The organism is Methanocella paludicola SANAE (assembly GCF_000011005.1).
GTDB classification, from domain to species: Archaea; Halobacteriota; Methanocellia; order Methanocellales; family Methanocellaceae; genus Methanocella; species Methanocella paludicola.
The window spans coordinates 1,342,905-1,363,782 of sequence record NC_013665.1 but is presented as its reverse complement, the minus strand read 5'-3'; the positions used below and the strand labels follow the sequence as shown (position 1 = coordinate 1,363,782).

The 20,878-nt window shown below is 53.1% G+C and carries 18 protein-coding genes; 10 read left to right on the top strand and 8 right to left on the bottom strand.

Annotation, left to right across the window (positions count from 1 at the left end; genetic code table 11):
• Positions 1 to 29: 29 nt before the first annotated feature.
• Positions 30 to 401 carry a hypothetical protein gene (locus MCP_RS15935; protein ID WP_012900115.1) on the top strand — a complete coding sequence of 124 codons (372 nt, stop codon included), beginning with the start codon at positions 30 to 32 and terminating at the stop codon, positions 399 to 401.
• Positions 402 to 444: 43 nt separating this feature from the next.
• Here the strand turns inward: MCP_RS15935 and MCP_RS06875 are convergent, their stop codons facing one another.
• Together MCP_RS06875 and MCP_RS06870 are read right to left on the bottom strand one after the other, a co-directional pair.
• Positions 445 to 912, bottom strand: coding sequence for a hypothetical protein (locus MCP_RS06875; protein ID WP_012900114.1), 468 nt, complete (start codon positions 910 to 912; stop codon positions 445 to 447).
• Positions 913 to 1,011: 99 nt separating this feature from the next.
• The gene (locus tag MCP_RS06870) at positions 1,012 to 1,557 is read right to left on the bottom strand and encodes a hypothetical protein (protein WP_012900113.1); all 546 of its coding nucleotides are present in this window, start codon (positions 1,555 to 1,557) and stop codon (positions 1,012 to 1,014) included.
• A 357-nt stretch (positions 1,558 to 1,914) separates the two neighbouring features.
• Here MCP_RS06870 and MCP_RS06865 point away from each other — a divergent pair, with 357 nt between their 5' ends.
• Both MCP_RS06865 and MCP_RS15375 read left to right on the top strand, forming a co-directional pair.
• Positions 1,915 to 3,372 (top strand): NCS2 family permease, encoded by a 1,458-nt coding sequence (locus tag MCP_RS06865; protein ID WP_012900112.1) that lies wholly within the window; start codon positions 1,915 to 1,917, stop codon positions 3,370 to 3,372.
• 36 nt (positions 3,373 to 3,408) lie between these two features.
• Positions 3,409 to 3,693 (top strand): hypothetical protein, encoded by a 285-nt coding sequence (locus MCP_RS15375; RefSeq protein WP_128859981.1) that lies wholly within the window; start codon positions 3,409 to 3,411, stop codon positions 3,691 to 3,693.
• Here the strand turns inward: MCP_RS15375 and MCP_RS06860 are convergent.
• A complete protein-coding gene (locus MCP_RS06860) occupies positions 3,645 to 4,526 on the bottom strand; it encodes a methionine synthase (protein ID WP_012900110.1) in 882 nt (293 codons plus the stop codon). The two genes, MCP_RS15375 and MCP_RS06860, sit on opposite strands and share 49 nt — an antisense overlap.
• A 100-nt stretch (positions 4,527 to 4,626) precedes the next feature.
• Here MCP_RS06860 and MCP_RS06855 point away from each other — a divergent pair, with 100 nt between their 5' ends.
• Positions 4,627 to 6,597 carry a phosphoadenosine phosphosulfate reductase family protein gene (locus MCP_RS06855; RefSeq protein WP_012900109.1) on the top strand — a complete coding sequence of 657 codons (1,971 nt, stop codon included), beginning with the start codon at positions 4,627 to 4,629 and terminating at the stop codon, positions 6,595 to 6,597.
• A 114-nt stretch (positions 6,598 to 6,711) separates the two neighbouring features.
• Here MCP_RS06855 and MCP_RS06850 read toward each other — a convergent pair whose 3' ends face one another.
• Positions 6,712 to 6,912, bottom strand: a complete 201-nt coding sequence (locus tag MCP_RS06850) for a hypothetical protein (RefSeq protein WP_012900108.1) — start codon at positions 6,910 to 6,912, stop codon at positions 6,712 to 6,714.
• Between the two features lie 67 nt (positions 6,913 to 6,979).
• Between MCP_RS06850 and MCP_RS06845 the strand changes: the two genes are divergently transcribed.
• The 3 genes from MCP_RS06845 (at position 6,980) to MCP_RS06835 (ending at position 11,310) form a co-directional block, all read left to right on the top strand.
• Positions 6,980 to 7,480: a pyruvoyl-dependent arginine decarboxylase gene (locus MCP_RS06845; RefSeq protein WP_012900107.1), complete on the top strand. Its 501-nt coding sequence runs from the start codon at positions 6,980 to 6,982 to the stop codon at positions 7,478 to 7,480.
• Entirely contained in the window at positions 7,480 to 8,004 is a 525-nt protein-coding gene (locus MCP_RS06840) for a hypothetical protein (protein ID WP_012900106.1), read from the top strand. The genes MCP_RS06845 and MCP_RS06840 overlap by 1 nt, the downstream gene beginning before the upstream one ends.
• 684 nt (positions 8,005 to 8,688) lie before the next feature.
• The gene (locus MCP_RS06835) at positions 8,689 to 11,310 is read left to right on the top strand and encodes a hypothetical protein (protein WP_012900105.1); all 2,622 of its coding nucleotides are present in this window, start codon (positions 8,689 to 8,691) and stop codon (positions 11,308 to 11,310) included.
• A 4-nt stretch (positions 11,311 to 11,314) separates the two neighbouring features.
• Here the strand turns inward: MCP_RS06835 and MCP_RS06830 are convergent, their stop codons facing one another.
• Together MCP_RS06830 and MCP_RS06825 are read right to left on the bottom strand one after the other, a co-directional pair.
• Positions 11,315 to 12,229, bottom strand: coding sequence for a phosphatase PAP2 family protein (locus MCP_RS06830; protein WP_012900104.1), 915 nt, complete (start codon positions 12,227 to 12,229; stop codon positions 11,315 to 11,317).
• A gap of 237 nt (positions 12,230 to 12,466) precedes the next feature.
• Positions 12,467 to 13,165: a dihydromethanopterin reductase (acceptor) gene (locus MCP_RS06825; protein WP_128567083.1), complete on the bottom strand. Its 699-nt coding sequence runs from the start codon at positions 13,163 to 13,165 to the stop codon at positions 12,467 to 12,469.
• A gap of 390 nt (positions 13,166 to 13,555) precedes the next feature.
• Here MCP_RS06825 and MCP_RS06820 point away from each other — a divergent pair, with 390 nt between their 5' ends.
• The 3 genes from MCP_RS06820 to MCP_RS06810 all read left to right on the top strand — a co-directional run bounded on the left by MCP_RS06820 (position 13,556) and on the right by MCP_RS06810 (position 19,532).
• A complete protein-coding gene (locus MCP_RS06820) occupies positions 13,556 to 15,727 on the top strand; it encodes a PAS domain S-box protein (RefSeq protein WP_128567082.1) in 2,172 nt (723 codons plus the stop codon).
• 110 nt (positions 15,728 to 15,837) lie between these two features.
• Positions 15,838 to 18,450, top strand: coding sequence for a PAS domain S-box protein (locus MCP_RS06815; RefSeq protein ID WP_128567081.1), 2,613 nt, complete (start codon positions 15,838 to 15,840; stop codon positions 18,448 to 18,450).
• A 344-nt stretch (positions 18,451 to 18,794) separates the two neighbouring features.
• Positions 18,795 to 19,532 (top strand): hypothetical protein, encoded by a 738-nt coding sequence (locus MCP_RS06810; RefSeq protein ID WP_012900100.1) that lies wholly within the window; start codon positions 18,795 to 18,797, stop codon positions 19,530 to 19,532.
• Here MCP_RS06810 and MCP_RS06805 read toward each other — a convergent pair.
• Positions 19,529 to 20,332, bottom strand: a complete 804-nt coding sequence (locus MCP_RS06805) for an inositol monophosphatase family protein (protein ID WP_012900099.1) — start codon at positions 20,330 to 20,332, stop codon at positions 19,529 to 19,531. The two genes, MCP_RS06810 and MCP_RS06805, sit on opposite strands and share 4 nt — an antisense overlap.
• Entirely contained in the window at positions 20,325 to 20,876 is a 552-nt protein-coding gene (locus MCP_RS06800; protein ID WP_012900098.1) for an adenylyl-sulfate kinase, read from the bottom strand. Before MCP_RS06800 ends, MCP_RS06805 begins: the two co-directional genes overlap by 8 nt.
• Positions 20,877 to 20,878 lie beyond the last annotated feature (2 nt).

The following is a 20,878-nucleotide window of genomic DNA, read 5'->3' as shown; positions in this document are numbered from 1 at the left end:
ACGTCAATGTGAACGTTAATGCCGGGGCAATGCCCCGGAAAGAAAAGAACCCGCTTTTAGCGGCCATAGGATCGTTCTTCGTACCGGGCCTCGGCCAGGTATATAACGGCGAAGGCATGCTGAAGGGTATGTTGTATGTCATCGGCATGATCATCGGGTCGATCGTCCTGGTCATACCCGGGCTGGCGATCTGGATCTACGGCATATACAACGCTTACAAGGTCGCGGGGAAGATCAACCTTGGAGAGGTACCGTACAAGGAAACGTCGATCGGCAAGATTATTCTCTATATCATACTGGTCTTCGTCGTCGAGTTCGTGCTGATCTTCATCATAGCCATGGCTTTGTCACTTCTGATGGTCATGATCTTCGGAACCACCAGCTACGTGTACGGCTACTAATAAACAAATTTTTATCTTTTTTCTTTTAAAAAAGTTAAAAGGCTTATTCCAGCCAGTCTTTGACTGTTTCGCCCTTATTGATCTTTTCGGCCGTCACATAGGCATCGTACATCGCGTACAGCCATAACAGCAGCGGGATGAGAAACATCGGCAAGCATACGATCGCGCCGATTCCTAACGTGACTATGGCAAGGAGGACGTAACCGACGATGATGACGAACCATCCGAAAACGTGCGCCAGCGAGAGGATGACCGCCTTCTTGACCTGGCCGTTATAGAGCTGTCCAAGGCCGATGAACAGGCCGCTGACGAAGCCGCCGAACAGCGAAAGGGCCAGCGCGAGCCAGGGCTCCTTTTTCGGCGCTGTCGCGCACTGCGTAGCCAGCGCTTCCGCACAGGCCTTGCACGTGATCTTACCCGCGACATTCATGGAACAATCGGGGCATACGGGCCTGCCGCAGCTCGTGCAGGTGCCAGTAGCCTCGACCTCAGGATGCATATAGCATTTCATATAATCCCACCTTTCCCTTACGGGAGAATTTCTTACCATAAAGTAATCCTGGTATTATAAAGCTTACTATGACAAAAGAAATATAAAAAAGAGAAGGGCTTACGAGAGCCAGTCCTTTGTAGGTTCGCCGCGGTTTATCATGTTGGCGACCTTGTATGCATCGTACATGCCGTATACCCATTCGGCCATAGGCACCAGCAAAACCGGCAGGCAACACAGCGCTCCGACGCCCATGGTAACTACAGTGCCCGCGAAGTATACGATGAACATGCCGATCCAGAGCGCCAGGTACGCAACGATAAGGATGATGCCTTTTTTCATCTGGCCATTATAGATCTGGCCGAGACCAGGGAAGAAGAACGAGAGGATAAGCGAGATCAATGGCTCTTTTCTCCCGGGGGCAGCCGGTGCCGCAGCGGCAACAGGTGCCACCGGCGGAGCGGTCGGCTGGGGCACAGGCTGCGCGGCAGGCTGCGCGGCAGGCTGTACTGGCGGCTGTGACGATGGCTGTGTCGCCATACGCTCGATACACGACTTACAGATGAGCTTCCCGTTCATCTCCAGGGCACAGCCGGAGCATACGGTCTTCCCGCAGTTCGTACAGGTGCCCACCGCATCTATGTCAGGATGCACGTAACACTTCATTGTTAAACCTCATACACCGATGTTTTTAGGATCGATTACAATTTGCTAGTAAGCGCATCAATGATAAAAATATTGTGTTTCAAGCGGTTGAAAAAGCCAGAATCATTCATTGACGTCGACAAATTTATCAAATTTTTGCTATATTGTGCGTATTTGCTCCGGGGCATTGTGGGGCAGGACATTAACGAAATAACTTATCTTTATAGAGTTTTCGCATGAGTAATCGACGAATTGAATACAATTCGTCCAGCTAGAGGATATTTCCAGTGGAAACGCCGCCAGGCCATAAAATTTGTTGGCCAAAGGTGCAAAGCTATATTAAGGCCTTGAAAAGAGTGAGTCCTAAGGTGGTTATCTGTGTATGAGCAACCTCAAAAAAAGACGGTAGAGAGTTCTACCTCTTTTTTAGATAAGTATTTCCATATAACAGAAAGAAACTCGAGTGTAAAGACCGAGATAATCGCCGGTATTACCACGTTCATGACGATGGCCTATATCATCATCGTGAACCCCGGTATATTATCGGCGGCGGGCATGGACTTTAAGGCTGTATTCGTAGCCACGTGCCTTGCGGCGGCGCTTTCGACTTTCCTGATGGGCGTCATAGGCAAGTATCCGTTCGCGCTCGCGCCCGGCATGGGCATGAACGCCGTTGTGACTTATGGCATTTGTATCGGCATGGGCCTGTCCTGGCAGATCGCGATGGCGCTGATCTTCATCGAAGGCCTGGTCATTCTCATCCTGGTGCTCACGAACCTGAGAGAGCTGGTCATGAACTCGATCCCCGGATCGCTCAAGATCGCCATTGGCGTCGCTATCGGCCTGTTCATCGCGTTCATCGGGTTCAAGGACGCGGGCATCATGGTGTCGAATGCGGCAACGTACGTCGGCTTTGGCAGCATGTCCAACCCCGTCGTGATCGTCTCACTTATAGGACTTATCATTATAATGGTTTTAATGGCCCTCGAGATCAAGGGCAGCATTCTCTACGGCATCATCCTGACGGCGCTGCTGTCGCTGGCTATCTGCTTCGGCGCGGACGCGATGGGCATCGCGTTCAACGTATACAACAATTCGGGCGTGCCCACGGTCGTCGGCGCGGCGCTGCCCGCCGGGCTGAGCAATGTTCCCGGCTGGGGAGGCTCCATCTTCGAGATACCCAGTGCAGCCACATTGTCCACGATCGGCCAGCTAGACCTCATGGGCGCCCTCAATATCGGCATCCTGTCGCTGGTCAGCCTGATCTTCGCCCTGGGCATGGTCGACTTCTTCGACACCATGGGCACGGTCGTCGCGGTCGGCGGCCAGGCTAAGCTTCTGGATAAGGAAGGCAGGCTTCCGGGCCTCAAGAACGTCCTGCTGGTCGACTCCCTCGCGGCGATGATCGGCGGTTTCATGGGCTGCAGCTCGAACACGTCGTACATCGAGAGCGCATCGGGCGTGAGCGCGGGCGGCAGGACAGGCCTGGCATCGGTCGTTACGTCGCTGCTGTTCCTGCTGGCCATGTTCCTGGTGCCGCTGGCCTACCTGATCCCGGGCGCGGCAACGGCCCCGGCGCTCATCATCGTCGGATTCCTGATGATCACGCTGGTCAAGGACATCCCCTGGGATAAGCTCGAGGAGGCTCTCCCGGCGTTCCTGACCATTGCGGGCATGGTGTTCACCTTCAGCATATCGAAGGGCATCGGCTTCGGGTTCATTTCCTACTGCCTGATCAAGACGGCGTCCGGAAAGTGGAGAGAAGTACACCCCGTCATGTGGATCGTTGCTGCCATCTTCCTGCTGTACTTCATCTTCGTGTCGAACATCATTTAAACATACAAATGGGGCTTCGTGCCCCGTTTTCTTTTTATGTCTAAGATAGTTTTTTATAAGGATGCGCTTGGTAAAGTCGAAGATATCGATGCGTATCTGTTAAGCGAGTCTGGCCTGCCCGGCCCCCGCGGCAATATCGAGCTCGCTCAGGCTGTGGCGGACTGGGGCGATGAGGCGCTGTTCGAGCATTTGTTGTCTTTTAAGCCTGATGTGGCTCCTGTCAACTCGCCCTATGAGTTACTGGCCTTTGGAAGAAATATTATAAGATTTAATTATCCGATGCGCCTGACGGCCTCGACCATGTTTGCAAGTTTCTGGTAGGCGGCGTCCCGGGTGCGCATGCGCATGCCGCAGTCGGGGTCGATCCACATGTTCTTCTTGCCGATTTTCTCGATGCCGGCCCGAATAGTCTTTTCGGCCTGGTCGACCGTCTCGATCGTGTTTGACGTGGTATCGATGCAGCCGTAACCGATGATCTTACCATGCGCCTCGATTAAGCCCTTGTCCATCGCTTCCAGGTTCTTCGACTTGGCGAACTCGTGGTCGAGGATGGCCATGTTGGTCTCCAGTAGCTTCTTGAAGATAGGGCGGATATCGCCGCAGACGTGCATGGCAGGCGTCTCGATGTTCTTCGTTATGATGTTGACTGCCTTGATGCCCACTTCGAGGTCGGCGTCTACGCTGAAGAAGGGCTCGTCGATCTGGATGATGTCGGCCCCGGCCTGCGCAAGCGCCCTTGCTTCGGCAGCCTGCGCATAGGCGATATCATAGATGAGCTCGGGGTCCGTGTTGGACTTATATGGCGAGCTTTTTTCCACCTGCGAGGTCTTTGCCATCGTAGTCGGGCCTGTAATAATACCCTTGACCTTCGCTTTCGCAAGCTTCTTAGTAAAAAGATAGTCATTCACCGTCGCCGGCTTATCCGGCACTTCGATGCGGCCCACCACCTTATACCGGTTGCCTTCTTTCCTGTAGCCGGGCATGTTCATGGCAAAGATCCCCACCATGTCAGTGCGAACCTGGCCGTCAGAGATGATGGAGACTCCGGCCTTTTCCTGGTCGGCCACCGCTATCTCGATCGCTTTCTTTACGTCTTCTTCAGTCTGGACTTTTATGCCCGTCGGGTAGCTTCCGACCACGGTCGTGACCATCATCTTTATCAAAACACATAGGGAGGTTAAAATATTTAGACTTAAGCTCGTCGTTTTGCATATTACATAAAATATTTAATCACGCCTCACACTGTATATCCCGATGGCCGGAATCAAGCCCTTCGAGGGAGCCCTGGATCATATTTTTTGGTGCGACTCATGCAATGTGCCGCTCATAAGTGAGACATGCGGCACATGCGGAGCTACGGCCAGACAGGTCAGGCTTTCCCCGCCAGGCGATGTCCGGTTCTGCTCGCCCTACGAGCGTACCATCATCAGGAATTTATTCGAGCGCGACTTCGGCTGCGATCCCATCGGCGAGCGCCTGGTGCTCTTAAACAAAATACCCGGCGACGATAAGGCCGACGAGATCATCATTGACGGATACACGATCGCTGTAGTCTATTATGACTTAAAAGAAGAGGGCTATAAGCTGGACCTCAGGCTCTACGGGGCCAAGCTCCTCATGGCCCTTACTAATAAAAAGACAGTCACCGTGGATGTGCCCCGGAACATGCACCTGAGCGGCAAGGGCATTAAGGGAAGCACGGTCGTCGATACCTCCCCGGATATTAAAAAGGACGATATCGTGCTCATCAGGGTAAACGAGAACTTCAACGGGCTTGGCGTGGCAAAAGCGGACGCGGAGAACCTTAAAGATGCCTCGCAGAACACGATCAAGATCCGGAAGATCGGCGGCGGCTCTATTCGCCTTAATGATAAGCTCAGCACTCTCGAGGATGCAGTGGCCGCCAACCGCAAGACCATCGAGGCCATGGAGAAGGATGCCATCAACGTCATCAAAGGCGTCGTAAGCCAGGGCAAGAACAAAGAACTACCAGTAACCGTCTCGTTCAGCGGCGGCAAGGACAGCCTCGTCGTGCTGAACTTAACGAAGAAGGCGGTGAAGAAGTTCGAGGCATTCTACATTGATACGGGCCTTGAGTTCCCGGAGACCACGAAATTCGTGGAAGATACCGCAAAGGAAGTGCCCGTAAAAATAGAAAAGGCGGGTAAGGCGTTCGATGAAAACTTTCCCGCGTTCGGCCCGCCGGCAAAAGACTTCAGGTGGTGCTGCAAAGTATGCAAGCTCGGGCCCGTCACTACTCATTTATCACAGTTCAAAAAAGGCGTAATCACGATAGACGGCAAGCGCAGATACGAGTCGTTCCAGCGGGGCGGCATCGATACCGTGGAGCGAAACCCGTTCGTCCCGGGCCAGATGAGCGTATTCCCGATCAAGGACTGGCGGGCCATCGAAGTCTGGCTGTACATCCACATGGAAAAGCTGCCGTATAACGAATTGTACGATAGGGGCTTCGAGCGCATCGGCTGCTGGCTATGCCCTGCCGCGCTCCAGGCAGAATATGTCCGCATGAAAGAGTTACACCCGGACCGCTACGGAGAGTGGCAGAACAAGCTCCACAAGTGGGCGGACGAGTCGGGCCTCACGCCGGACTATGTGCGCTATGGCTTCTGGCGCTGGAAGTCGCATCCCAACAAGATGCTCAATATCGCACAGGAAAAACACATACCATTGAAGCCGTCTTACAAGAGCGGCATGGCGCTGGACATCATACGAGGGATCAGCCCCTGCACGCTGGGCGGGTACAGCATCGAGGGCGTCCTTCGACTGCCTAATAAGGCCTCGACCGAGAGGCTGCTGGAGATGCTCAAGACCATCGGCGCCCCCGCGTACTCGGAAGACCTTGACGTCATACTCGTAAGAATGCCAAAGGGAAAGGGCACGGCCAAGCTATTCGCCGGAGGCCAGATATACGCCTCGGCCAACGACAAAGAAGAGGCCGGAAAGCTCTTCGAGAACACGATCAGGCAGGTGCTGCGGGCCTCGCTCTGCACGAAGTGCAGGATATGCGTCAGGGCATGCCCAAAAAAGGCAATAAGGCTGGATGGCCACATTAAGGTAGACGAAAAGCGATGCGACCACTGCGGCCGCTGCACGAGGGGCTGCGTAGTAGCCAGGTATTACGACCGCCTCATAAACAAAAAACAAAAACCCGATTTCTCAGGACACCGCCCGTATCCAGTACCAAAAAATATATCCCCTCGATAAGCACTTTTAGGGTACCCGAATAGCGATACTCGAAAGATTTAAAAACGCGGGCATATAATAAGCACTAGTCTATTAATGATACTAGTTCATTAATAGACAAAAAAGTACGAAACCTCACTGGCTAAGATATGGGGCCATCTTCAAGCCGAACAGGCACATAACGGCCGTATAGCCAAGGAACAGTACCACGTACAGGATATTCGACCAGGGTTTAAGCTCCGGCAGAGACCCCGTAAAGGCGAATAAGGCTATAAAGATCGCAAGAATGAGGATCGAACCTCCGACCTCAATGATCGTGATATTCAACTTGTCCAATTAACACACCATACTCTAAACGTGCCTGATTGGACATATGTTTTACGATTGCTAAAGGAGACGTCAAATGAGACAAGGGCTTGTACCAAAGAAAGTGTTCTTTACGAGCGGCTCGGGAACGCATAAGGAAATGCTGGAATCGTTCGAGATGGCGCTTCGTGATGCCGGAATTGAAAAATTTAACCTGGTCACTGTGAGCTCTATACTGCCGCCGAAGTGCGAGATCATCGAGCGCAGCGAAGGGCTGAAATCGCTGGTTCCCGGTGAGATCGTATTTACCGTAATGTCCCGGAACTCGTCTAATGAGCCGAGCCGGCGCATCGCCGCGGCCATAGGCTGCGCCAAGCCCAAGGACCGCCAGGCCGACTTTGGATATTTATCCGAGCACCACTCTTACGGCGAGACCGAAAAGTGCGCCGGCATGTACGCGGAAAAACTCGCCGAGAATATGTATTTTACCTGGAAGAACGAGCGCCCCGAGTCGACCATGAATATCTCGAAGACGGCCGAAGTGGATGACGAGGGGAATTGGACAACAGTTATATCTGCTGCCGTGTTTATACTATAATGGTGATGCCACAAATGCGCTGTCCCGGATGTGGAGAGGAAACTTTCGACGACGAGCTGATCATGGGCAAGTGCCCGCTCTGCGGCGCCCGGATCAAAGAGCATAAGGAAGCCCCGTCTGGCGGCTCGCCCGACGCTGACTCGTTCATTACCTGCGTGCCGGACTATGACGAGATGCCCTTCGACATGGACCCGTCCATGATGGACCGCATGTACGATTTCTTCGGCGACATCTTTACCGACGTCGAGAGGATGCTCCTTATCAGCTGCATCGCCTACGATATTTCGCAAAATACCGGCCTCGAGCTAAAGCAGGCCCGCCGTGTGGCCCGGGAAGTGATCGACCAGGAGCAGGCCGAGTTCGAGTTCGAGGTCAAGCCCGAGTGGTACGACGAATTCAAGATCAAGAAGTGCTCCAAATGCGGCCGTTACCACCTGATGGTGGGCAAGAAGCTCCTTAAGGGCTGGATCAAGGATGACGACGCCGACTACGATATTGTTTTCGTGTGTCGCCGCTGCGCGTGATCCGATACCCCTTTTTTTATTAAATTTGATTCTTCCGCGGTTTTGGGATGAATATTTTTTTATCCTTTTCTAGTTATGCCGTCGTTGAGTGGTCCAACCACAGGGGCACGGAGCGCACAGGAGTTACACAGAGTTTTCTTATAATTTGAGACTCAGAGAGCTCAGAGGCCGGTTTATTAGTTTGCCTGGGGCACAGAGATTATTGAGGCCCGGTTGACCAATAAACAATAATGCGGTTTATCCTCAGCAGTGCCTCTTTCAACTCCGTGCCCCGGGAAAGTTATAAACCCGTCCCCTGTGCCCTCTGAGCCTCCCTTTATAAGAAAACTCCGTGAAACTCAGCGCTCTCCGTGCCCCTGTGGTTGGACCACTCAACGACGGCATAACATAAAAACGAGCGAAGGCATCAGCCAAAGCAATATATCATCCCAAAAACGCACAAGAACCTTAAATTTTCTATTAGTTACCCTTAAGTATAATCTGCCGTTATTTGGCTGTTTTTATCGTTTAAGCCATTATTAATAAATATGGTAAATAAATAATTAAGTAATGAGCCTTATTTTTAATAAAAAGCATATAAAAGCCAATTCAGGTTAAAATATAGTCATATCACCGTTTAAATGTGAAAAAATTCTAGACAGTATAAAAGCTCTGCGTTCCATATCGTAAGCCGGGGATAGAAAGTTGGAGCAGAGTGGCAGATATAAGCTATCGATCTTAATTATCACCGGCTTCCTGCTGGTATCGATGCTCGCAAGCCTGATGCCTTTGGGCTTTAAAGCTAATGCGCAGACATATGGCTATACTAATGGCGCCAATCAGCCGCTTACCATAAACGGGCTGGACGGACTGCAGGGATTCACGTCGGGCGAGAACCAGGTGAGCCTGGCGACGCACATGGTCTCCCAGGAGCAGGGGAAGTCTTACTTCGAAGTCGTGGGCTTCGCTGTATCGAGCCCGTATTCGGGCCAGTCGACGGTCTATTCTCTAAGCACGCCGATGATGGGCGTATTCGATACCACGGCAAATACCATGCAGATCGACATGTCGCAGCTTGCCGTGTCGGTCAGTGGAGCAGGCATGGTTGAAAAGTCGAACGTTTATAATGTGCTGAGGTACGACGCCAGTATTTTCATCATAGACATGATAATGCAGTACCAGGGCACGTCGGGCTATCAGACGATGTTCTACGTTACCTCTATTTCGATGATCGCCCCTGATGGCACATTGACCGCATTTACTCTGGATCAGCCGGTACAGCTTGTCATCGACACGATGACTTATCGTATGAGCGTTCCGACGTTCCCGCAGTTCGCGAATACGTTCAATACGTACTACAATGGCTACTCGTCCGGGTATTATACGAGTGTTGCGCCGATCGTCTACCAGGAGCCCATATACGTCACTCCCCCGGTGTACGTTCCCGTTTATGAGCCCATACCGATCTTCGTAGCGCCTGTATTCGTTGCGCCCCCGCCGATATCGGGGCCTTACTTCATTAACACATTTACTCCAAGCATCTATTGTAACCAGTTCGCCATAGCTGCCGCATCGGCCTCCGCTTATGCGTACGGTGGCAACGCGTTCGATGTCGCCTCTTCAATAGCCCCGTACGTATACGGTGGAGGGGGTGAAGCATTCGCCGCTGCGTCCGCGGCCGCTGCTGCCGGAGTCGGCGGCGGAGGCGTCGCAGTTGCAGCGGCATCGGCAGCGGCCGCAGCAAGCGGCTATGACGCTGGTTCCGCGGCCACGGCCATATCTAATGCTGTAGCCGGTCGAGGGGGCGCTAGCGCAGCAGCATCGGCAGCGGCGGCCGCTGCAGCAGGCGGAGCGGATATAGGAGGTATTGCGGCATCGGCCGCGGCGGCAGGAGCGGCGGCTACAGGTGGCGATCCTGTGCTTGCCACTAACCGTATTGCGGACAGGTTCAATACACCCGGAGCCCGTCACGCGTTCGACACTGCCAGAGAGGCACGACGGTCGGGGGCTGATCCAGGCTCTATTGCCGGAAGGATAGGTGAGGCAGCGCGGAGAGCTGGAGGCAGAGAGGGCTTAGGCGGGCTTGAGGGCCAGGCCGGCCGTGGGAGGCCTGGAACGCAGCGTGGAGAAGGCGCTCTTACAGGCCCGGGTGTGGGACAGGTCGGGGTGCCTACCGGCGAACGAGGAGTTCGCGGCCATGGAGCGGGCGCGGGCGGATCGCAGCCGTTCAGCGGTATTGGCACTCAAGAAAGGGGTGGCCGGGGGAGAGGCTTCGAAGGGGCTGGTACGCCCAGGCAGATGCCCATTTCACAGTTCGGTTCTGCTGCGGGTGGAGGCACGCCATCGGGCGTCGGGCAGGGAGCCATACAAAGAGGAGCGGGAATTGAGCGTGGACAGGGCGGCGCCGGACTATATGGAGGCCTGCCAGCCAGCGGCGGCATAGCGACCGGGGCAGAACGTGGAAGGGCTGGCGGCGCTCAGGGACAGGGTCTGAGAGAAGGTGCGGGCACGGCGAGGCGAGCGCCGGTATCGCAGTTCCCCGCCGCAGCAGGCGGAGGGCAGGGAGCCATACAAAGAGAAGCCGGACAGGGCATAGCGGGGCAGCAGGGAGGCACGCCATTCGGCGGGGGCATTACGGATGGAGGGACGCGCGGAAGAGCAGGCACCACTCCGGCCCATGGCATAACTGAGGGCGCAGGCACGGCGAGGCGTGCGCCGGTATCGCAGTTCCCTGCCGCAGCAGGCGGAGGGCAGGGAGCCATACAAAGAGGAGCGGGGCAGGGTGTATCAGGGCTGCATGGAGGCGCGCAGCATACAGGTGGAGCGGCTGTTCCAGCCGGAGGCACTTCCAGCCGCGGCGATGGAGCCATAAGCCAGCGCACGCCTCAGAACATGCATGCGCAGAGCGGAACGCAGCATGCTGCTCCGGGAGGCGCCATACGTACGCCTTCTGGAGCAGGAAGGCAGGGAATAGCCTCGGGTGGTCACCAGGCGCCGACAAGTGTCAGGAGTGCCCCGGCTGGCGGGAGGCAGATACAATCCGGCGGAGTATCGAGAGGAATGCCGGCAAGTACGGGAGGCGGGATAAAGCAACAGGCGCAGGGCGGCCGTGCTCCATCCACAGTACGTAGCGCGCCCGTGTCGAGGCCGAACGTGCAGTCCGGCGGCATCAAGGCACCATCGGGTGGTGGCCAGAGACGTTCGTCTTCGGGTTCTGTAAAGGCGCCTTCGTCAGGGGGAAGCCGGGTATCATCAGGCGGCAGCCACAAGTCTGCTGCACCTCGCCAGTCTTCAGCGCCACGTTCTACAGGAAAACAAAGGAGATAATGGCCTATTTTAGAGAACTGGCCATCTCCTCATTCTTTTTCGAGCCGTAGGTAGTGGCCATTATCGCAAAATATGCGATGATCACAATGATCATGGACAGCCAGTAGGAGCCCAGGAAAAGCAGGGATAAGCATGCGATAAGGCAGAGAGCGAGGATGCCGAATATCAGCAGTAAGTCCCTGTCGAGGCGCACGCCATTCGATAGAATGTAGTAGAAGATGAATATCGCGGCCAGCGTGACCGTGAATATGGCGAGCGGCGCATAGTCGGTGAAATAGAGCACGATAGAGATCAGGATGGTAAGGAATATGGATATTGAGACAACCCTATCGGGGCCGTTTATAGTTATTTTTTCAGACCTTATGGCTTTTTTGTATATGAGTGAAATAATGCCAGGATTATTGCTCAGGCCAAGCCTGTATGCGGCATAGATCAGCATTTCGCCCCCGATGATGCCCAGAACTGCCCCGAACAAGACGTCGCTCGGAAAATGCACGCCAAGGTAAAGCCGGCTCAGGCTCACGGCGATAGCCAGCACGTAGCCGGACACATAAAATTTCCAGCCATAATAAGCGCCCAGCACGGACGCGGCCAGGAATATGGAAAAGGCGTGGCCGCTCGGGAACGAGTAGGAGTCCTTGACCGTGAAGTCGGCGGCCTTCGCTCCGTCCGGCCTGGCACGCTCTACGAGCTCCTTTATGTCGTCTATGACGACCATGCCGAAGATCGTGCCGATGATGAGGATAGCCGAAAAGACCTTGAGCTTATTCTTGCCCAGCACGAAGCCGAAGGAGCCCAGGAGGGCAAGCGTAAAAGGGCTTCCGAGCTGGGTGATGGCAAAGAAGAAACCCTTATAGTCGGGGAATTGTTGCGTGAATATCGTTAGCAGGGAATTGTCAAAACCGAACGGCTCGAGCATTACATATCGTTACACCGATTCAACATATAACTAATTTCCTTCCCACCCATAATGTCGAGCAGCTCATAATATGACAAAGTATATATGTCGGAAAGTAGTATCCTACTTCCGGTAGTACTTAACAGGAGCGCTACCCAAACAGACATTATTTATAAAATGGCACTCCCGCATTAAAAGTTCGCTCGATGATAGTATTCACCAGACTTCGTCTGTTTTTTTGCGGGAGTGTCCACACCGTTAATAATTCCAGTTGCGTATCTTATCTAATATGTCTTTCGGGTGACGGTAGATGGATACGCTTTCCATCTCCGAGAGCATCTTCGTGTTTCGAGCATCTACCTTTCTTATTTTTAACGGTACCTCGCCTCCGCCTGATATGGCGCCGTACTCGCAAAGGTCGACGCAGGTGCCGCATCCCTGGCATTTTAATAGGTCGATCTGGTCGGTGATGGCCTCGTTGGGACAGCTTTCCCTCGGTGGGCAGACCTCACAGGACTTGCATTTGGAGCGGTCTATCGTATAGGGCATGAAGGAAGTGACTCCGCTTTCCCAGTCGACGGGCACTATAAGCGACGGTATGCCGCCTTTCATGGCTTGCGCGGCGCAGTTCGTTACGAGCGTATCCGCTATCCCGTATACGATCTTTGAGACCGTGTTCGAGGTCGCCGGCGATAAGATGAAAACGTCGTACCTGCCCACGTTGAACCGGCCGATCTTGGGGAAGCTGGCGCCCTGGTTAGAGTCGAGATAGATCTCGTTGAGGTACGAGCCGTCCGAGATCTCCTTAGTCGAGTCGAGGAGCCCGTACATTCGGGAGACCTCTTCCCCGGCCCGGGACATGAATGTCGTGATGGAGTGACCATTCAGTTTTATCTCTTTCATTACCTCGTAAGAGTCCTTCAGGAGATGTCCCGCGCCCGTTATGCCCCACGCTATCCGTAAATGCTCACCCGTACTCGAACACCCAGTATAAACTTCATTTGTGCATTATTAACCTTATGGTACAACGGCTTTCGGCAAGCTTCGCCGTGGTGCGACAAAAATCACCTTATCTTCCCCTAAAGGTTGAACGGAGTACGAAGAAATGAACCGACATACTGGTATAACCAGAAGAACCTACGAGAGGGCAAGAAGGTTAAGCTATACGATAAGGTGAAGGCTAAAATTATTTAATGACACCTTCTTTCCTTAGTCGATTAGCCTTTTCTTTATTGTAAAATATTTATAGTAAGCCGAGGAGGTTTATTTTTCACGGAAATCAATTTAAGCTTCGGAATCTTTGGAAACAAGTGTGATGTCATGGACGTAGAGCGGATGGGCATCTAAATGTATAGTGACCAAGGGGGTCGGTCCCGAATGCCTTGGCTGCATTCGATCAGGCTGAGGACATTTATCATCATTTTGATGATGGTACTCCCTATAGTTTTAATGGGTGTAGCCGGCACCCTCTATTTCCAGGGAGTCGTTAAACAAAATATTTATGACGAGTATTTAAACAATGTAAAGACCATTTCGGCCTTTACGCCCGACTACCTGCAGACCTCCCAGCTTTTCTTGGAGAGCATTGCGGATAGACCATCCGTTGTCAGCGCGGTGGCGGAGGACAACCGGCCCGTTTTGCATTCGGCTGCCACCTATGTGAATAGTACTAATCGGATCAATAGCATATATTTCGTGGACAGTAAGGGTATTGTTATCGAAAGTACGGATCCGATTTCGGGTCTGATCGGAAGTAATGCTAGTAATTATTCATATGTGGGCAGCGTGTTCAGGACCGGCAATACGGATATCGGCGATGCGGTGCCCGGTTTAAATCAAATGCCCGTCGTACCGATAGGAGTTCCGATTAAGGACAACAATGGCACCGTGCTTGGTGTGATGGTCGGCACCGTAGACCTCGAAGAATTCTCGAATAAAATTAAAAGTACTGTCATTACGAACCAACACGCATACCTTGTGAACAGTACCGGGCACATCATGGTGCACAATGATCCGGAATATATGCGGAATATGACTGATTTTAGTTCCGTGCCGGCGGTGCAGAGCGTCCTCAGCGGTAAAGCGGGTGCCGGCGAATATTACAATCCGATCTATAACCAGTCTATGATAGGGGCCTACGCCCCAATTGACCATCTTGGGTGGGGTGTGGTGGTAGCAATGCCGCAGAGCGTGGCATACAAGCCCGTGTGGGACGCCACCCTGCTCATCTTTTTAGTAGTAGTCGCCTTATCACTAATCGCTGCCGGGTTAGGCCTATACTTAGGGAACAGCATCGTTGCTCCAATCTCAAGCCTGTCACACGCCACCACAGAAGCATTAAAAATCGATGATTATCGTAAGTCCATCCCGCTCGATAGGAAGGACGAGATCGGAGACCTTGCCCGCTCGTTCGATGATATGGTGGATACGATCAAGCGGGCTATGGAGGCGTTGCGGGAGAGCGAGGAGAAGTTCCGGGTCCTCGCCGATACGTCTAAGGCGGCAATCTATGTCTATCAGGGCGAAAGCCTGGTCTATGTTAATGAGGCTGCTGAAAGGATTACCGGCTACTCGAATGAGGAACTCTTAAAGATGAAGTTCTGGGGCATCGTGCACCCGGATTTCCGGGAGATGGTCAAGGAGCGCGGCCTGGCGAGACAACAAGGCAAGCCCGCACCGACGCCCTATGAGATCAAGATCATCACGAGGGGCGGCGAAGCGCGGTGGATAGAACTGTCTGCCGGGCCGATCATGTATATGGGCAAGCCCGCGGGTGTGGCGACGTTTTTCGACGTCACCGAGCGCAAGCAGGCGGAGGAAGAATTAAATGAAGCCAAGACTCAGGCGGAACTGTACCTGGACTTGATGGGCCACGATATCAACAACATGAACCAGTCAGCGATGGGATACCTGGAACTAACGCTGAATTCGCCTGACATCGAAAAAAAGGATAAGGAGTTATTGTTAAAGTCGATGGGCGCATTGGAGAGCAGTACCCGACTTATCGATAACGTGCGGAAGCTGCAGAAAGCCCAAAACAGAGCGTTAAAGCTCTACGAGGTGGACGCCTGTCCGGCTATTCTGCGGGCGCTCGGTCACTACTCGAACATGCCCAATGTGAAGGCCACTTTCAATTATGAGCTGCCTCCTGGCTGTCCGGTTTTGGCCAATGACCTCCTGCACGAGGTCTTCGAGAACTTGATAGGTAATGCTATCAAGCACGCGGGGCTCGCGCCGACCATTAATGTCAAGTTAGAGGCCACTGTGTTTAATGGCCAGAATTATAACAAGTTCACAGTGGAGGACGATGGGCCGGGAATATCTGACGACATTAAAAAGAGTATCTTTAACAGGTTGCAGCGTGGCGACACCAAAGCCAGGGGCAGTGGCCTCGGGTTGTATCTCGTCCGATCTCTGGTGGACAGCTATGGGGGCATGGTCTGGGTTGAAGACCGTGTGAAGGGCGACTACACGCAGGGCGCCAGGTTCGTGGTCATGCTGCCGGCTGTAGATAAGTGACTTTTATTTTTCATTATAAAATATTTATATTAAGCCGTAGAGGTTTTATTTCCGATATAAATATTAATACGTACCGATAACAACTCAATAGCTATTTATAAGGATGGGTCATGGCATCGAAATCGCGGTCGAGGAGGAAGTTGGTCCGTTCCTGTAGTGAAGATGCCGGAAGCAAAGACCGGCTCATCGCCGAGTTGAATGACCGTGTCGTTGTTCTGGAAAACGAATTAAGATTAAAGCATGAAGATGTAACTTCTTTTGGCCCTTCCGAGCTTAAACGGGCTGTGAATTCGTTGCGGGAGAGTGAGGAGCGGCTACGTCTGGCGCAACAGGTGGCCCATGCCGGCACGTTCGAGTGGAACATCCAGACGGGCGTGAATACGTGGACGCCGGAGCTGGAGGCATTGTATGGCCTGCCTCCGGGCGAATTTCCTGGGTCTGAAGAGGCCTGGGAGCAGATGGTCTATCCCCAGGATAGGCCTGAGGTCGTTCGTCGTGTTAATGAGGCTATGGCGAAGGGCAGTTTTGAGGGCGAGTGGCGAGTGGTATGGCCCGACGGCACGATACATTGGCTTTATGGAAGATCCTTCGTGTTCAAGGACGAGTCGGAGAAACCCCTTAAGTTGATCGGCATCAACATCGACATCACCAGGCGTAAACAAATGGAAGAAGAACTCCGCAGGGCCCGGGATGACCTGGAAGTGAAAGTGGAGCAGCGGACACGGGAGTTGAGCGAGAGCGAAAGCATGCTTAGAAGGATTATTGATACTTCGCCGATTCCTATGGTCGTGTATCTGGAGGAAAAGAATTACTACATTAATAAAAAGTTCTCTGAAGTCTTCGGTTACACGATAAAAGATATTCCTAGTATCAACGAGTGGTGGCTGATCGCCTATCCCGACGAGCTATACCGTGAATTTGTGAAAAAACGGTGGTATACGGCCGTGGGCAAAGCGGTCAAGAACAAGGCCAGTATTACCCCACAGGAGGTCACAGTCGCCTGCAAAGATGGCTCAAAGAAGGAGGTTTTAGCTTATTTCTCGTCCATCGGAGATATGAACCTATCTATATTACAGGACATCACCGGGCGCAAGCTGGCCGAGGAGGCGCTCATCAATTCGGAGGCCAAGTTCAAGGCGATCTTCGAGAGCGCGGGCGCAGCCATTTTTATTGCGGACGTTGAGACCGGCAATATCGTTGAATGTAACTCAAATGCCGAGGCCCTTACAGGGCGTTCGAGGAACGAGATCATCGGCATGCATCAATCAAGGCTGCACCCTGAAGGTGAAGAGGAAAAGTATAAAAAGATCTTCGCGTTGCACGGCAGGGGAGGCAGTTTCAAGAATGCGGAAGCCGAAGTTCAGCATGTGGATGGGAGGGGGATCCCGGTCTGGATCAACGCTCAGCTTTTAAAGATCAACGGCAGGGACATGCTCATCGGGCTCTTCTTCGACATCACCGAACGCAAGTGGGCCGAGAAAGAGCTGTCTAATACAAAGGACCATCTGGCCTCTGAACTGGATGCCATGGACCGGCTTCATGCGATCAGCGTGAAATCCGTGCTTGATGGGGACCTGTCGGCCGTCCTCAGCCAGATCATTAATGCGGCTACTTCCATTACAAATTCCGATATGGGTAACATACAGGTACTTGACCTAGAGTCGGGCCGGCTCAGGATCGTGGCGCATCGTGGCTTCGATCGGCCGTTCTTAGACTATTTTGATAACGTCGCCGAAGGCCGTGCGGCATGCGGAGAGGCAATGTCGCGGAAAGAGCGCGTTGTCGTCGAGGACGTCACCCGTAGCCCCGTCTTCATGGGCACCCCCGATCTGGAGGTCATGCTAGCGGCGGGAGTCAGGGCGGTCCAGTCCACGCCGCTATTGAACCGCTCCGGACGTCTGATGGGAATATTCTCCACTCATTACCGGACCCCACGCAGACCGGACGAGAGGGAGCTGAAGCTGATAGACCTGCTGGCCCGTCAGACAGCGGACATCATCGAACGAACGCTGGCCGAAAAACAACTCGTCGATTCAAAGGCACAGGCCGAGCTTTACCTCGACTTGATGGGCCACGACATTAATAACATGAATCAGATAGCACTGGGTTATCTTGAGCTGGCCGTTGATGTAGTCAAGGACGATAATATTAAAGATCTTGTCAAGAAGCCTCTCGATGCCATACAAAATAGCTCGAGGCTGATCGATAACGTGAGAAAGCTTCAAAAAGTGAAGACGGGCGGGCTCAAAATAGAGGTGATCGATCTGGACGGCCTGCTCGCCGAGTTGAGGGACGAGTACTTGAACGTGCCGGGCAAGGACGTCGCCATCGACTATTCACCGCTTGGGGATTGTCATGTGATGGCTAACGGGCTGCTCAGGGACGTGTTTTCCAATCTTATAGGCAACTCGATAAAACATTCTGGCCCCGGGAAGTCCGTGTGGATAGGCCTGCGATTAGAGCGTATCCGGGAGGATGGGGGAGAGTATTGCCGGGTCATCGTAGAGGATGACGGCCCGGGTATTCCTAACACTTTAAAGGAGAATGTGTTCGAGAGGCTTCGGAAAGAGAATGGGAAAGTCGGTGGCAAGGGATTAGGCTTATACCTGGTCAAATCGCTCGTAGAGGATTTCTACGGTACCATCCATGTCGAGGACAGGGTACCAGGCAATCATACGAAGGGCGCACGGTTCGTGGTCATGCTACCAGCTATTGATAAGTGATTATTATCCATATATTTTTATAAGAAAAAGTCCAAAAACGAGGAGCTGGCTATATACCCCAAGATAGAAATGGGACAACCATAATTTGGGCTCTAACATTGGATGCGAATAGACTAAAAAATTATAATGATGTTCATCGTATGTATTATCGGTCATCCTTTAGGAGTGTCAGAAATGGTTAATCGCCGTTTCTGCCTGGTGCAATAAATCCGGACAAGGTACAATTTACCAAACGTCGCCAAATAAATACCATTATATTATTGGTGTATCCGACAGTTATTAACCTTATTGTGCTTCCGGCATTGCCCAACGATTAAATACAAATAAAATTATTTTTATAGTGTATGAAAGTCTTCGACACCGTCGACCTTAAGATCGAGAAGATCGAGGATTCAGTGGGCATTCTTTTTCCTATCGAATACGAGGCCCTGGAGGGCCTGGATGCTGAATTTTCTGCCGGCGTCGAGGGCGACGAGCTTGTTCTAAAGATCCGGCCGCAGCTGAATGATGCCGTCCGGGAGACGGTCAACGAGCTTTGGAGAGGCCTGCGCATCCTTTTCTCGATGATCGGCGACATCGGAGATACGCCATGGGATGAGCTGGAGATCGTGTGGAAGGCCCCTCATGTTTACGAGGAAAAGGTGCCCATCTCGGCCAGCGAGGCCATCGTGCACCGGCATATACGGGCGGCTTTCGGTAAAGAGCAGTATCTTACCAGCGATAAGGAGGATATGCGTAAGAGCATCCACGACACGATCACAAAGCTGGGCGAGCTTGCCTCGCTGCGTCTGGGATTTGGCGATGAGCTTTTTGCACGTGCTTTCGGGCAGGCCGTGGGGAATAGTTTTTCCTGCAATACTACGAGCCTCTACGGCATGTACGACATAGTCTTCGAGATATTTAACGAGGAGTTCGTGAAAGTGGACGATGACCGGTTCTGGAAGCTTACGTCCGAGGCTGCGCAGAAGGCCGTTAAGGCCGCCTACGACCGGATACGGTACTTATCTGAGCATCGTGAAGAATATGAAAATGAGAAAGCACGCGTAGAGAAAAAATGGGGCGTCTGGATTAACCCTGCCTAATGCAGGCTTTCAAGAAGCTTTTTATGTAGTTCGCTGTTCGCAGCGCCCAGAATAGAAAAGCTGCCGGCATTCACCGGCATCGTGGACATATCATTTCCCGCATAGCCTGTCAGTACGCCGCCCGCCTCCTTGAGAATAAGCGAGGCGGCCATGATGTCGTAGCCGCTGATCCGGTCCCGGGAATCGATGATGGCGTCCAGCGAGCCCCTGGCGACCTGGGACATATCCAGGGCAACGCTTCCCATAGTGCGCGTCAGGCACTTTTTCTCGACCAGCGAAATAATATTTTTAGGAATTGGGCCGACGCCGAAGGAATATAGCACGTACCTCGGCTTCTCGGGGTGCTCCTTCGTGGCCAGGCGCTCGCCGTCATAGAATGCGCCCTGGCCTTTCGATGCATAGAACGTCTTTCCCCATACGGCCGCAACGGCGCCGGCATCGATGTCGGCGAACGTCGCATTCTGCGTCTTTTTCGAAAGCGCAAGAGACGTACAATAATAGGGGATGCCCATAGAAAGGTTCGCCGAGCCGTCGATGGGGTCCATGATGAGCGTATACTCGGGCTCTTTTCCGGCCGGGACAATATGCTCGCCCAGCTCTTCGCTGATGATCCTGGCCGAGATGCCCTCCTCGATAATGGCGGCATCCAGCGCCTCCTCGGCGACCATGTCGATGCGCCGGGTGACATCGGTAGCACGCCGCTTAAGCACCTCATCATAGTCCAGGTGAGATGAAAGGTATTCGGTCGAGCACTTCAGGACGTTCTCTGCCATACGCTTAACGAGGCTAAGCTCAGTCATAGGCTTCACCAAAATGGGACATCAGCACGTCGGCGGCCAGGGCAGCAGCATCCGCGGCCGACAATTTTTCCGTATCCAGCGTAACAAGAGGCGCCTCCGGGGGCTCATACACGACGTTCACGCCGGGAACGGTCGAGCTCTTGCCAGTCATGCCTTTTTTATAGATATCCTTCGGCGCATTCCCGCCCCTTCGGGCCTCCTCGCGCCTGATGGCCACGTCCAGCGGGCATTTGACGTATATTTCCACGAAGTCGGGTATGAGCTTTCGGGCTACGTCACGGTACTGCCTCAGGTTGCCCGTGGCGTCGATGATCACGTTCACGCCCTCGTCGACCAGCAGCTTTGCCATGTAAGCCATGGCGGCGTAGACGATGGCCCGCTCTTCAAGGCTATAAGTGGCATGGGGCGTAAGCACTTTTCGCACATCGTCGATATTCAGGACTTTAACATGCACGCCTTTTACCCTGAGAATATCTGCGGTTATGTCAGCTATGGTGGTCTTGCCGCTTCCGGGAAGCCCTGTCACCCATGCAGCCCACGACATAC